Source organism: Micromonospora sp. LZ37 (genome assembly GCF_059359015.1).
On record NZ_JCADBL010000008.1, the window covers coordinates 98,482 to 111,792 of the forward strand.

The 13,311-nt window shown below is 71.9% G+C and carries 10 protein-coding genes; 8 read left to right on the forward strand and 2 right to left on the reverse strand.

The genetic code is table 11. The annotated features are described in order from the left end of the window. Positions 1-10 precede the first annotated feature (10 nt). Positions 11-2,059 carry a beta-galactosidase gene (locus AC5L3Z_RS17845; RefSeq protein ID WP_494843403.1) on the reverse strand — a complete coding sequence of 683 codons (2,049 nt, stop codon included), beginning with the start codon at positions 2,057-2,059 and terminating at the stop codon, positions 11-13. Between the two features lie 279 nt (positions 2,060-2,338). Here AC5L3Z_RS17845 and AC5L3Z_RS17850 point away from each other — a divergent pair, with 279 nt between their 5' ends. The 6 genes from AC5L3Z_RS17850 (at position 2,339) to AC5L3Z_RS17875 (ending at position 9,717) form a co-directional block, all read left to right on the forward strand. Beyond that, a complete protein-coding gene (locus AC5L3Z_RS17850) occupies positions 2,339-3,667 on the forward strand; it encodes an ABC transporter substrate-binding protein (protein WP_494843405.1) in 1,329 nt (442 codons plus the stop codon). Positions 3,668-3,688: 21 nt separating this feature from the next. After that, on the forward strand, positions 3,689-4,648 hold the full coding sequence (locus AC5L3Z_RS17855) for a carbohydrate ABC transporter permease (RefSeq protein WP_494843407.1): 960 nt from the start codon (positions 3,689-3,691) through the stop codon (positions 4,646-4,648). Then, the gene (locus AC5L3Z_RS17860; protein ID WP_494843409.1) at positions 4,645-5,556 is read left to right on the forward strand and encodes a carbohydrate ABC transporter permease; all 912 of its coding nucleotides are present in this window, start codon (positions 4,645-4,647) and stop codon (positions 5,554-5,556) included. The genes AC5L3Z_RS17855 and AC5L3Z_RS17860 overlap by 4 nt, the downstream gene beginning before the upstream one ends. A gap of 168 nt (positions 5,557-5,724) precedes the next feature. Then, complete coding sequence (locus AC5L3Z_RS17865) at positions 5,725-7,941, forward strand: alpha-galactosidase (protein WP_494843411.1); 2,217 nt, start codon at positions 5,725-5,727, stop codon at positions 7,939-7,941. 104 nt (positions 7,942-8,045) lie between these two features. After that, entirely contained in the window at positions 8,046-8,447 is a 402-nt protein-coding gene (locus tag AC5L3Z_RS17870; RefSeq protein ID WP_494843413.1) for a YciI family protein, read from the forward strand. 1 nt (position 8,448) lies between these two features. Continuing rightward, a complete protein-coding gene (locus AC5L3Z_RS17875) occupies positions 8,449-9,717 on the forward strand; it encodes an RNA polymerase sigma factor (RefSeq protein WP_494843725.1) in 1,269 nt (422 codons plus the stop codon). 79 nt (positions 9,718-9,796) lie between these two features. Here AC5L3Z_RS17875 and AC5L3Z_RS17880 read toward each other — a convergent pair whose 3' ends face one another. After that, positions 9,797-11,131: a cellulase family glycosylhydrolase gene (locus tag AC5L3Z_RS17880; RefSeq protein ID WP_494843415.1), complete on the reverse strand. Its 1,335-nt coding sequence runs from the start codon at positions 11,129-11,131 to the stop codon at positions 9,797-9,799. A gap of 369 nt (positions 11,132-11,500) precedes the next feature. Between AC5L3Z_RS17880 and AC5L3Z_RS17885 the strand changes: the two genes are divergently transcribed. Both AC5L3Z_RS17885 and AC5L3Z_RS17890 read left to right on the forward strand, forming a co-directional pair. Continuing rightward, on the forward strand, positions 11,501-12,463 hold the full coding sequence (locus AC5L3Z_RS17885) for a TIGR03557 family F420-dependent LLM class oxidoreductase (protein WP_494843417.1): 963 nt from the start codon (positions 11,501-11,503) through the stop codon (positions 12,461-12,463). Beyond that, on the forward strand, positions 12,460-13,296 hold the full coding sequence (locus tag AC5L3Z_RS17890; protein WP_494843419.1) for an alpha/beta fold hydrolase: 837 nt from the start codon (positions 12,460-12,462) through the stop codon (positions 13,294-13,296). The genes AC5L3Z_RS17885 and AC5L3Z_RS17890 overlap by 4 nt, the downstream gene beginning before the upstream one ends. Positions 13,297-13,311 lie beyond the last annotated feature (15 nt).

Genomic DNA, 13,311 nt, shown 5'->3' on the forward strand with positions numbered 1-13,311 from the left:
GGTACGCAGGTCAGGCCGGGGACGGGGGGTCCGACGCGTCGACCGGCCGCGGTGCCCCCGCGCCGCCTTCCTCGCGCACCACCGCCACCTCACCGGCCGGGACGACCAGGTCGCCGGCGCAGCGTGCCCCGCCGAGCAGCTCGACGCCGGTCACGTCGAGCCGGACCTCGGCGTCGGTGTGGTTGAGCACGAAGAGCCAGGACCGCTCGCCGGCGCGGCGGCGGACCACCTCCACGCCGCTCGGGGCCTCCGCCGGTGCGCGCACGCCGGCCTCGGCGAGCAGCCGGGCCACCAGCCGGCCGGTGGCCGCCTCGTCCAGCCGGGTGCCGACGTACCAGGCGGCGCCGTCGCCGACCCGGTGCCGGGTCAGGGCGGGCACGCCGGGCAGCGGCCCGTCGGCGTACGACGCGAGCACCTCGGCGCCCTCCGGGTGCAGCCACTCGGTCCAGACGTCGGCGGTGGCGCCGTCGTCGAGGCGTGCCGTCTCGCCGGCACGCAGCGGGAAGAACTCCTCGGTGCGGATGCCGAGCAGCTCGCGGAACGCGCCCGGGTAGCCGCCGAGCCGGACGTGGTCGTGCTCGTCGACGATGCCGCTGAAGTACGTGACCAGGGCGGTGCCGCCGCCCTCGACGTACCGGTGCAGGGCCTCGGCGTCGGCGTCGCGGACCAGGTAGAGCGTGGGCGCCAGGACCAGCTTGTACGCGGAGAGGTCGGCCGAGGGGTGCACCACGTCGGTGGTGACGCCGGCCCGCCAGAGCGCCCGGTACAGCGCCTCGATCCGGTCGAGGTAGGTGACGTCGACGCTGGGGTGGGAGTCCAGCTCCACTCCCCACCAGGCGTCCCAGTCGAACAGGACGGCCACCTCGGCCTCGACCCGGCTGCCGCGCACCTCGGCGAGGGCTTTCAGGTCGGCGCCGAGCCGACAGACCTCCTGGAACACCTTGGTGTCGGTGCCGGCGTGCGGGACGAGCGCGGAGTGGAACTTCTCGGCGCCGGCCCGGGAGGCGCGCCACTGGAAGAAGAGCACCCCGTCGGCGCCCCGGGCCACGTGGGCGAGGCTGTTGCGACGCAGCTGGCCGGGGGTCTTGGCGATGTTGCGCGGCTGCCAGTTGACCGCGCTGGTGGAGTGCTCCATGAGCAGCCAGGGGTCGCCACCGGCGACGCCGCGGGTGTGGTCGGCGGCGAGCGCCAGCCCGAGGTGCGAGTGGGGGTCGGCGGCGGTCAGGTAGTGGTCGTTGGAGACCACGTCCACGTCGGACGCCCAGGAGTGGTAGTCCAGGTACTTGATCCCGGTGCCGATCATGAAGTTCGTGGTGACCGGCTGGCGGACCAGCCGCTTCAGCACCGCCCGCTCGGCGCGCAGCTGGGCGCGCTGCTCGTCGGAGGAGAAGCGCAGGAAGTCCAGCTGCTGGGTGGGGTTGGCGAAGGTCGGCGCGGTGCGCGGCGGGTTGATCTCGGCCCAGTCGCCGTAGCGCTGGCTCCAGAAGGTGGTGCCCCAGGCGTCGTTGAGCCGGTCCAGGTCGCCGTAGCGCTCGCGCAGCCAGCCGCGGAACGCCTCGGCGCTGACGTCGCAGTAGCAGTGCACGTTGTGGCAGCCCAGCTCGTTGGAGACGTGCCACATCACCACGGCCGGGTGGTCGGCGTACCGGCCGGCGACCGCCTCGACCAGGGCGAGCGAGCGCTCGCGGAAGACCGGTGAGCTGGGGCAGTACGCCTGCCGCCCGCCGGGCCAGAGCACGGTGCCGTCGGCGGTGCGGGGCAGGGTCTCGGGGTGCCGGTGGGCCAGCCACGGCGGCGGGCTGGCGGTGGCGGTGGCGAGGTCGACCCGGATCCCGCCGTCGTGCAGGACGTCCAGGGCCCGGTCCAGCCAGCCGAACTCCCACCGGCCGGGGGACGGTTCGAGCAGCGCCCAGGAGAAGATCCCGACGGAGACCAGATCGACGCCGGCACGGCGCATCAGCGCCACGTCGGAGGCCCAGACCTCTTCGGGCCACTGCTCCGGGTTGTAGTCGGCGCCGTAGAAGATCCCGTCGCCCTGCCACGTGAGGTCCTGTCGCATGCCGGAGAGCGTGCCCCGCCTGATCGAACAAGTCAACACTTTCCAACACCGGCAGAATTTCCAACGTTTACCTCCGGAATCCGTTGCCAACACTGCCATATCGATCCGGAGCTGCCCTCTTGACAGCGGCGCAGGGAGGGGTAGCTTCAAGCGCCACCGGCAGTTCGTGTTTGCCAATGTTGGTTCTCGGTGGATCTTTGTTGGCATTCCCGGAGGTCGGACCCCGCCACCACTGACGGCCCTTGGGCGCAGCGCACCTCTTCTTACGCAGGAGGCACCATGTCCCGTCCCCGTACCGAAGCCGAGTACCTGGCCCGGCTCGTACCGCCCTCCGTCGCCGGCGTCGGACGGCGCTCGCTGCTCGCCGGCACGGCCGGCGCGGGCGCGCTGCTCGGCACCGGACTGCTCGCCGGATGCGGCTCCGACTCCGGCTCCGGGTCGGAGAGCAAGTCGGTCTCGGTCGGCTCGAACCAGTCGGACCCGAAGCCCAAGGACGTCATCGCCAAGGTGATGGCCGGGTTCCAGACCTCCTCCGGCATCCAGCCCGCGGTGAACACCGTCGACCACAACACCTTCCAGGAGAACATCAACAACTACCTGCAGGGCAAGCCGGACGACGTGTTCATGTGGTTCGCCGGCTACCGGATGCGCTTCTTCGCCGCCAAGGGCCTGGCCGGCGACGTCAGCGACGTGTGGGGCAAGCTCTCCGGCTACTCCGACGCGTTCAAGAAGGCGTCCACCGGCGACGACGGCAAGCAGTACTTCGTGCCGGCGTCGTACTACCCGTGGGCGGTCTTCTACCGCAAGTCCGTCTGGCAGCAGCGCGGTTACCAGGTGCCGAAGACCCTCGACGACCTGAACGCCCTCGGCGCGCAGATGAAGAAGGACGGGCTCAACCCCATCGCGTTCGCCGACAAGGACGGCTGGCCGGCGATGGGCACCTTCGACATCCTCAACCTGCGGATCAACGGCTACCAGTTCCACGTCGACCTGATGGCCGGCAAGGAGGCCTGGACCTCCGACAAGGTCAAGAAGGTCTTCGACACCTGGGCCGGCCTGCTGCCCCTGCACCAGCCGGACGCCCTCGGCCGCACCTGGCAGGAGGCCGCCCAGTCGCTGCAGCAGAAGAAGAGCGGTATGTACCTGCTCGGCCTCTTCGTCGCCCAGCAGTTCAGCAACGAAGAGCAGAGCGACCTGGACTTCTTCACCTTCCCGGAGATCGACCCGGCGATCGGGGCGAAGGCCCTGGACGCGCCGATCGACGGCTACATGATGGCCCGCAAGCCGAAGTCCGAGGCGAACGCCAAGAAGCTGCTGGAGTACGTCGGCTCCAAGGACGCCGCCAACATCACCGTGAAGAACGACCCGAGCACCCTGGTCGCCAACACCGGCGCCGACACCAGCGGCTACACCGCGTTGCAGAAGAAGGCCGCGGAGCTGGTGGGCTCGGCCACCGAGATCGCCCAGTTCCTCGACCGCGACACCCGGCCGGACTTCGCCTCCACGGTGATCATCCCGGCGCTCCAGCAGTTCATCAAGGACCCGAAGGACGTCGCCGGGCTGCTGACCAGCATCGAGAACCAGAAGAAGTCGATCTTCACAAGCTGACGGCGAGAGGGGAAGGACATCGTGTCCGACCTGCCCCTGATCCAAGCGGATCCCGCCGTGCCGTCGCCGGCCGCGACCACCACCACCAAGGGTGGTCGCGGCCGCCGGCTACGGCTCCTGTCCACCACCGACCGCGTGATCATCACGCTGATGGTGCTCGTACCACTGCTGCTCGTCGTCGGCCTGGTCTGGCTGCCGGCGCTGGCGACCGTGGCGCTCTCCGGCACCGACTGGGACGGCATCGGCCCGGTCAGCGAGATCGAGTGGGTCGGTGGCCGCAACTACTCCGACGTGGTCAACATCTACCCGCCGTTCACCCCGGCCGTGCAGAACAACCTGCTCTGGCTGGCGGCGCTCTTCGTGGTCGCCACCCCGATCGGGATGTTCCTCGCCGTCCTGCTGGACAAGGAGATCCGCGGCAGCCGGTTCTACCAGACCGCGCTCTACCTGCCGGTGGTGCTGTCGCTGGCGCTGATCGGCTTCGTCTGGCAGCTGATCTACTCCCGCGACCAGGGGCTGCTCAACGCCCTCCTCGGCACCGACACCGACTGGTACGGCGACCCGAACGTCAACATCTGGGCGGTGCTCTTCGCCGCCGGTTGGCGGCACGTCGGCTACATCATGCTGCTCTACCTGGCCGGGCTGAAGGGCGTCGACCCGTCGCTGCGGGAGGCCGCCGCGGTCGACGGCGCCTCGGAGACCAGCACCTTCTTCCGGGTGGTCTTCCCGGTGATGCGGCCCATCAACATCATCGTGCTGGTGGTGACGGTGATCGAGTCGCTGCGGGCGTTCGACCTGGTCTGGGTCATCAACAAGGGCCGCAACGGCCTCGAACTGATCTCCGCCCTGGTCACCCAGAACGTGGTGGGCGAGGCGAGCCGGATCGGCTTCGGCTCCGCGCTGGCGACCATCATGCTGATCGTCTCGCTGGTCTTCATCACCATCTACCTGACCACCGTGATGAGGGAGGACCGGCGATGAGCACCGCGACCCTGACCCGTGAGCCGGCGGCCACCACGCCGGCCCCGCGGCGCGCGCCGTTGCGGCCCGCCCGGGTGGCCCTGCACCTCTTCCTGGGGGCGATGGCCGTCGGTTGGCTCTTCCCGATCTTCTGGGCGGTGCTGACCTCGCTGCGGTCGTACGACTACACCGCCGCCAACGGCTACGTCTCGCTCGGCGGCTGGACCTTCGACAACTACGTCACCGCCTGGCAGACCGCCGAGTTCGGCAAGCACTTCGTCAACTCGGTCTACATCACGGTTCCGGCGGTGCTGCTGACGCTCTTCCTGGCCTCCTGCGTGGCGTTCGTGATCGCCCGGTTCAGCTGGAAGCTCAACCTCGTCCTGCTCGGACTCTTCACCGCGGCGAACCTGCTGCCGCAGCAGGCGCTGCTGATCCCGCTGTTCCGGCTCTTCACCCAGGTCCCGCTGCCGGCCTTCATGAGCGACTCGGAGCTGCTCTACGACAGCTACTGGGGGCTGATCCTGGTCAACGTGGCCTTCCAGTGCGGCTTCTGCGTCTTCGTGCTCAGCAACTACATGAAGGCCCTCCCCCGCGACCTGTACGAGGCGGCGATGGTCGACGGGGCGAGCGTGTGGCGGCAGTACTGGCAGGTGACCATGCCGTTGTGCCGGCCGGCCCTGGCCGCGCTGGCCACCCTCGAGGTCACCTGGATCTACAACGAGTTCTTCTGGGCCACCGTGCTGATGCGCACCGGCGACAAGTTCCCGGTGACCAGCTCGCTGAACAACCTGCGCGGCGAGTTCTTCACCGACAACAACCTCGTCTCTGCCGGCTCGGTGCTGGTGGCGATTCCCACCCTGGTGATCTTCTTCCTGCTCCAGAAGCAGTTCGTCCGGGGGCTGACCCTGGGCGCCTCGAAGGGCTGACGTCGGGGCCGGGCGTCCGACTCCCGGCCCACCGGACCTCCGGAACAGCGACATGCCTGTCGGTCAGGACCACGGCCGACAGGCATGTCGCTCAACGCGATCCGGCCGCCCGGTCCCGCCACCCACTGTGACGGAACCGGGTGTGCCCTCACGGAAAGATGAGCGGCCATGACGAATCCGAGCGTCATCCACCTGCGCCGGGCGCGGACCAGCCTGGTGCTCGACGCGCGCGGTCCCGGCCTGCCCCGGGTCGTGCACTGGGGCACCGACCTCGGCCCACTCCCCGCCGACGAGCTGCCCGCGCTGGTCGACGCGACCATCCCGCCGGTCGTGCCGAGCAGCTTCGACGCGCCGACCGTGCTGTCCCTGCTGCCCGAGGCGAGCGCCGGCTGGAGCGGGCGCCCCGGCCTGGCCGGCCACCGCGCCGGCCGGGACTGGTCCACCGCCTTCCGCCTCGACGGCGTGGACGTGTCCGACGGCGGCCCGGAACCGGGCCGCACGGCCCTCGGCGGTGACGCGGTGGTCGTATCCGGAGAGGACGGTGACCACGGCGGGCCGGGCGCGGCGCGGGTGACCGTGCGGGCGGCGGACCCGGCCGCCGGTCTCACGCTGACCACCGAACTCACCCTCGACGCGACCGGCCTGCTGACGCTGCGGCACCGGCTGCGCAACGACGGCGCGGCCCCCTACGAGGTGCGGGAGCTGACGCCGGTGCTGCCGGTGCCGGCGGTCGCCACCGAACTGCTCGACCTGACCGGCCGCTGGTGCCGGGAACGCGCGCCGCAGCGGCACCCGTGGCCGATGGGCGCCTGGGTACGCGAGGGCCGGCACGGCCGCACCGGCCACGACGCCACCCTGCTGCTCGTCGCCGGCACGCCCGGCTTCGGATTCGGCCACGGTGAGGTGTGGGCGGTGCACACCGCGTGGAGCGGCGACCACGTCACCGTCGCCGAACGCCGCCCCACCGGGGAGTCCACGCTGGGCGGTGGCGAACTGCTCGCCCCCGGCGAGATCCTGCTCGGCCCCGGCGAGGAGTACGCCTCCCCCCTGCTCTACGCCGTGCACTCGACCGTCGGCCTGGACGGGCTCAGCGACGTGCTGCACACCCACCTGCGGGCCCGACCCGAGCATCCGCGCTCGGTCCGACCGGTGACGCTGAACGTCTGGGAGGCGGTCTACTTCGACCACGACCTGGACCGGCTCAGGAGCCTCGCCGACCGGGCCGCCGAGGTGGGGGTCGAACGGTTCGTCCTCGACGACGGCTGGTTCCGGGGCCGCCGCCACGACCGGGCCGGCCTCGGCGACTGGCACGTCGACGCCGACGTCTGGCCGGACGGGCTGCAACCGCTGATCGACCACGTGCGCGGGCACGACATGCAGTTCGGGCTCTGGGTCGAGCCGGAGATGGTCAACCCCGACTCCGACCTGTTCCGCGCCCACCCGGACTGGGTGCTCGCCGCACCCGGCCGGCTGCCCCCCGAGTGGCGGCACCAGCAGGTCCTCGACCTGGCCCACCCGGCGGCCTACGACCACCTGCTGTCCCGGCTCGACGCGCTGCTGACCGAGCACGACGGCATCGCGTACCTCAAGTGGGACCACAACCGGGACCTCACCGAGGCCGGCCACGCCGGACGACCCGGGGTGCACGCGCAGACCGTCGCGGTCTACCGGCTCCTGGACGAGCTGCGCCGCCGGCACCCGGGCGTGGAGATCGAGAGCTGTTCCTCCGGGGGCGCGCGGGTCGACCTGGAGATCCTGCGCCGCACCGACCGGGTCTGGGCCAGCGACTGCAACGACGCCCTGGAACGCCTGGCCATCCAGCGCTGGACCGGGCTGCTGCTCCCGCCGGAACTCGTCGGCACGCACATCGGACCGGAGCGCTCGCACACCACCCACCGGGTGCACGACCTGGCCTTCCGGGCGGTGACCGCGCTCTTCGGCCACCACGGCATCGAATGGGACATCGGGTCGATCACCCCGGCCGAACGCGCCGAGCTGGCCGCCTGGGTGGCGCTGCACAAGCGGCTGCGCCCGCTGCTGCACGCCGGGCGGGTGGTCCGGGTCGACCACCCCGACCCGGCCGTCCAGGCGCACGGCGTGGTCGCCCACGACGGTTCCCGGGCCGTGTACGCGGTGTCCCGGCTGAACACCTCCGCCGCGCAGATCCCCGGGCCGGTCCGGCTACCCGGCCTGGACCCACGCCGCCGGTACGCGGTGCGGCCGGCGGCGGGCGTACCGGAGCCGGCGGTGCTGCAGATGACCGAGCCCGGCTGGCTGCCGAAGGGGGCCACGCTGAGCGGGGCGGTGCTCGCGGCGGTGGGACTGCAACTGCCGGCCCTGCACCCGGAGCAGGCGCTGCTGCTGGAGGTCACCGCGGTCGACTGAGATTCTCCGGGATTTTCTCGTCGCGGATGTCGAGAACCGGAGCGGCGGCTTCTACCTCAGGGTGCAGGCACCGAGAATCGGTGCCCGGGCGTGAGGAGCGAATCATGAAGTACATGCTGCTGATGCAGTTCAGCGCCGCCGGCACCGACTTCCCGTCGATCGACACCTGGACGGCGGAGGAGATCCAGGCGCACATCGGGTTCATGGTCGACACCAACGGCAAGCTCGCCGCCGAGGGCGAACTGGTCCAGGCGGAGGGCCTGGCCGGGCCGCAGCAGGCGCGGATCGTCCGGGCCGGCGCGGGCGGCGCTCCGGTGGTCACCGAGGGGCCGTTCGCCGAGACCAAGGAGTTCCTCGCCGGCTGGTGGATCGTCGACTGCGACACCCCGGAGCGGGCCTACCAGATCGCCGCGCACATCTCCACCGCGCCCGGGCCCGGCGGGCGACCGCTGAACATGCCCGTCGAGGTGCACCCGATCATGTCGGCCCCGCCCCGGGAGATGTGACCTGGACGTCGGGGGCCGCACCGTCGAGGACCTGCTGCGTGAGCTCGCGCCGCAGGTCCTCGGCGTGCTCGCCCGCCGGTTCGGCGACTTCGCCACGGCCGAGGATGCGGTGCAGGAGGCGCTGCTGGACGCGGCCACCCGGTGGGCGGTCGACGGGCTGCCGGACAACCCGCGCGGCTGGCTGGTCCAGGTGGCGTACCGCCGCATGATCGAGCTGGTCCGGGCCGAGACGGCTCGCCGCGACCGGGAGAACCGGGCCGCCCGGCGGGAGCCGGTCTCCGTCGCCCCGCCCGCCGATCTCGCCCGCCCGTCGGACCGGGACGACACCCTGGTGCTGTTCTTCCTCTGCTGCCACCCGGCGCTCTCCTCCGCGTCGGCGATCGCGCTGACCCTGCGCGCGGTGGGCGGACTGAGCACCGCCGAGATCGCCCGGGCCTTCCTCGTCCCCGAGGCCACCATGGCGCAGCGGATCAGCCGCGCCAAGCACCGCGTCAAGGGCTCCGGGACCGGCTTCCGGATGCCCGACGACGCCGAGCGGCAGACCCGGGTGGCCGCGGTGCTGCACGTGCTCTACCTGATCTTCACCGAGGGGCACACCGCCAGCGTCGGCCCCGACCTGCGCCGGGTGGACCTCGCCGAGGAGGCGGTCCGGCTGACCCGGCAGATGCACGCGCTGCTGCCGGACGACAGCGAGGTCGCCGGGCTGCTCGCGCTGATGCTGCTCACCGACGCCCGCGCCACCGCCCGCACCGGCCCGTCCGGTGAGCTGATCCCGCTGGCCGAGCAGGACCGGGGCCGCTGGGACGCCGCCGCGATCGCCGAGGGGACCGCGCTGGTCACCCGGGCGATGTCCCGCGGGCCCGTCGGGCCGTACCAGGTGCAGGCCGCGATCGCGGCGCTGCACGACGAGGCGCCGTCCGCCGAGGCGACCGACTGGCCGCAGATCCTCGCCCTCTACCAGGTGCTGGAACGTTTCTCCGGCAACCCGGTCGTCGCGCTCAACCGGGCCGTGGCGACCGCCATGGTGCACGGCCCGGCCGCCGGGCTGGACGCGCTCGCCACCCTCGCCGACGATGCGCGGCTGGCCGGACACCACCGCCTCGACGCGGCCCGGGCGCACCTGTACGAGATGGCCGGCGACCGGGAGCGGGCGGTGGCGCACTACCGGGCGGCGGCGGGCGGGACGACCAGTCTGCCCGAGCAGCGCTACCTGACGATGCGGGCCGCGCGGCTGGCGACCGGACCGGCGCCCGGTGGAGTGCGACAGTGACGGTCTCCGGGAAGAAGTGGTCGCCTCGCCGGAGGTGGCCGGGTCCGTGCGGACCCGGCCACCGGTGGACCGACGCACGTCAGCTCGCGGTGCAGCTCACCGCCGGCACGGGGTTGGTACCGTTCCAGCTGGCGAGGAAGCCGAAGCTGGTGCTGGCGCCGGCGCCGAGCCGGCCGTTGTAGTCGACGTTGCGGGCGGTGTACGCCCCGCCCGAGCCGCTCAGCGCGACGTTCCAGGACTGGCTTACGGTCTGGCCTCCGGCGAAGGTCCACCTCGTCGTCCAGCCGGTGATGGCGGCCGAGCCAGCGGTCACCTTCACCTCACCCTGGAAGCCGCCCTGCCACTGGTTGACGACGGTGTAGCTGGCCGTGCAACCGCCGGCCGGGGGCGGAGTGGGCGGGGTGGGGGTCGGCGGCGTCGGCGTGCTGCCGGCGTAGACCGAGGCCTCCCTGGCGGTGGCCCTGATCCCGTTGGCGCCGTTGAAGATGCGCTGCCCCCAGCTGGTCAACCGCGCCGGGTCGAAGCCGGTGGCCATGTCGAGGTACTCCACGCCGCCGCCGTTGCCGCTCCACGACCAGCCGAGCCAGCCGATCCGGTTGGCCTGGCTGTACGACAGGATGGTGTCCTCGTCCGGGTTGCCGTCGGAGTGGTCGAAGCCGAACTCGCCGACCACGATGGGCAGCCCGGCGCTGCGGAACCGGCCCAGGTAGTCGGTGATCTCGGCGGCGGTGTCGAAGACGCCGTACATGTGGATCGAGAAGACGGTGTTGCGCGCCGGGTCGGCGTTGAAGACCGTGGCGGCGTTGTTCCGCATGGTGAACGACCAGTCCTGGCCCCAGTTCGGGGCGTCCACCATGATGGTGTGGGCGATCCCGCCGGCGCGCAGTCGCTTGATCGCGTTCGCGGTGTCCGTGGTCCAGGAGCCGTAGTTCTGGTTGCCGTACGGCTCGTTGCCGATGTTGACGATGACGTATCTCTCCTGGCCGTTGAGCGCACCGGCGATGCTGAGCCAGTAGTCGACGGCCCGGTCCAGGGTGACCGCGGCGCCCTCCTCGCCGTAGCCGGTGGTGTCGTGCACCTCCAGCACGCAGATCAACCGGTTGGCCTTGCAGAGGGAGATGACGTTGCCGACGTCGGCGGCGCTGTTCCTCGTCCAGCGGTCGCCGCTGGAGAGCACCACCCGGACGGTGTTGGCGCCCAACGCCTTGATGTCGGCGAAGGAGCGGGTCTGCTGGGGGTACCAGGTGTGGGCGTGGTTGACGCCGCGCATGACGAATTCGGCGCCGTTGGCGTCGTAGAGCCGGCCGTTGGCGACCGAGAAACCGGCCGCGGCGTGGGCCGGCTGAACGAAGGTGAAGACGGCGGCGAGGACGGTGAGCAGGGCGACGCCGGCGACGGTGAGTCGCTTTTCCATGGCTTTCCTCGGGAAGGGTCGACCCCGTTGCCCTTGGCGGGGTGGCGGTTGGGTGGTGACGGTGGCGCACGGCTGCAGCCCGACAGCCGTCGCCCGGTACTCCCTGACAGCGCGGACATCAGCGTAGGCCGATGCGCTTCGGATAGCAACCGGTTAAGTTGGCAGCCCGCTCGACGGCGTCGGCCAATGGTGACGGCTCTCCACATCACGCCACCTGCGAGCGATGAACCGGTTAAGTCTCGCCGTGCAGCCGACCCCGACTTCCGTCCAGGGCGCACCGGCCGGCGTCCGGAGAAACGGACACCGGGGGTTGGCCGGCGTCGACCGGGGTATCCGGTGACGATCCGTCGGGCGGAAGGAGCAACCAGGATGGTCACCGTCGGCTACACCCTGATGTGCGAGCAGGCCGGTCCGAAGCAACTGGTCGACTACGCGGTGCGGGCGGAGGCCGCCGGCTTCGACCAGCTGGTGATGTCCGACCACTACTACCCGTGGCTCGACACCCAGGGCCACTCCCCCTACGCCTGGTCGGTGCTCGGCGCGGTCGCCCACGCCACCCAGCGGGCCGAGCTGATGTCCTTCGTGACCTGCCCGATCCTCCGCTACCACCCGGCCGTGGTGGCGCAGAAGGCCAGCACCGTCGGGGCGCTCTCCGACGGCCGGTTCACCCTCGGCCTCGGCGCCGGGGAGAACCTCAACGAGCACGTGGTCGGCGGCTGGCCGCACGTGCAGCAGCGGCACGAGATGTTCGAGGAGGCGCTCCAGATCATCCGGCCGCTGCTCAACGGCGAGACCCTGACCTTCTCCGGCAACCACTTCGACGTGCCCGAGGCGTACCTGTGGGACCGGCCCGACCGGCCCGTCCCGATGGCCGTCGCGGCCTCCGGGCCGTCGTCGGCCGCGCTCGCCGCCGAGTACGCCGACGGCCTGGTCGCCACCGAGCCGGACCCCCGGATCATCCAGCTCTACGACGACGCGGGCGGCGTCGGCCAGCCCCGCTTCGGCCAGGTCGCGATCTGCTACGGCCCGGACGAGGCCGAGTGCCGCAAGATCGTGCACGACCAGTTCCGCTGGTTCGGCATGGGTTGGAAGGTCAACGCCGACCTGCCCGGCCCGGAGGCGTTCGCCGCCGCCACCCAGTTCGTCCGCGAGGAGGACGTCGCCCAGGGCATCAGCTGCGGCCCCGATGTGGACCGGCACGTCGAGGCGTTCAAGCAGTTCGTCGACGCCGGCTTCACCCACGTGGCGATCGTGCAGGTGGGCGGCGAGACCCAGCCGATGTTCCTGGACTGGGCGCAGGAGCAGTTGCTACCCCGGCTCCGTGAGCTGTGACCGGCACGCTCACCGCGCCGGGGCGGTTCGGCCCGACCGAGCTGCGCCTGGCGCTCGCCGCGCCCCGACCGGCCGCCGGGCTGACCAGCGAGTGGCGGCTGGTGAACGGGCTGCGTACGCATACCCGGCGCGGCGGCGACCCCACCCGGGACGCCGCCCCGGTGGTGCTGGTGCACGGACTCGCCGTCTCGCACCGCTACCTCACCCCGCTGGCCGTCGCGCTGGCCCCGACCCATCCGGTGTACGTGCCCGACCTGCCCGGCTTCGGCCTCAGTGAGCACCCCGACCGGGCCTACGACGTACGGGAGCACGCCGCGCACCTGGCCGCCTGGCTGGCCGCGTACCGGCTGCCGCCGGTCTGCCTGCTCGGCCACTCGTTCGGCGCCGAGGTGGCCGCCGCGCTCGCCGCCCACCACCCCGAGGCGGTACGCGCCCTGGTGCTGGCCGGGCCGACCAGCGACCCGGCGGCCCGCACCCGCCGCGGACAGTTCGGCCGCTGGCTGGTCGACACCCTGCGGGAGGCGCCGTTGCAGGCGCCGATCCTGGCCCGGGACGTCGCCGACGCCCGCCCCTGGCGGGTCTACGCCACGCTGTCGCACTCGGTGCGCAACGCCATCGAGGCCGACCTCGTCCGGGTGGCCGCGCCCACCCTGGTGCTCACCGGCGACCGGGACCCGGTCGTCCCCCGATCGTGGCGGGACCGGGCCGCCCAGCTCGTCCCGCACGCCCGGACGGCCACCGTGCCGGGCGCCGCGCACAACGTCGTCACCACCGCCCCGGAGCAGGTGGCCGGCGCGATCCGCACCCTGCTCGCCCCAACCCTGACGAGGTGAACCATGCGCATCGGC

What these genes read in the sequence shown, in the direction of transcription:
- AC5L3Z_RS17885 (WP_494843417.1), top strand. Translation starts at nt 11,501, where the DNA reads ATGGTCACCGTCGGCTACACCCTGATGTGCGAGCAGGCCGGTCCGAAG.
- AC5L3Z_RS17850 (WP_494843405.1), top strand. Translation starts at nt 2,339, where the DNA reads ATGTCCCGTCCCCGTACCGAAGCCGAGTACCTGGCCCGGCTCGTACCG.
- AC5L3Z_RS17860 (WP_494843409.1), top strand. Translation starts at nt 4,645, where the DNA reads ATGAGCACCGCGACCCTGACCCGTGAGCCGGCGGCCACCACGCCGGCC.
- AC5L3Z_RS17880 (WP_494843415.1), bottom strand. Translation starts at nt 11,131, where the DNA reads ATGGAAAAGCGACTCACCGTCGCCGGCGTCGCCCTGCTCACCGTCCTC.
- AC5L3Z_RS17870 (WP_494843413.1), top strand. Translation starts at nt 8,046, where the DNA reads ATGAAGTACATGCTGCTGATGCAGTTCAGCGCCGCCGGCACCGACTTC.
- AC5L3Z_RS17845 (WP_494843403.1), bottom strand. Translation starts at nt 2,059, where the DNA reads ATGCGACAGGACCTCACGTGGCAGGGCGACGGGATCTTCTACGGCGCC.
- AC5L3Z_RS17865 (WP_494843411.1), top strand. Translation starts at nt 5,725, where the DNA reads ATGACGAATCCGAGCGTCATCCACCTGCGCCGGGCGCGGACCAGCCTG.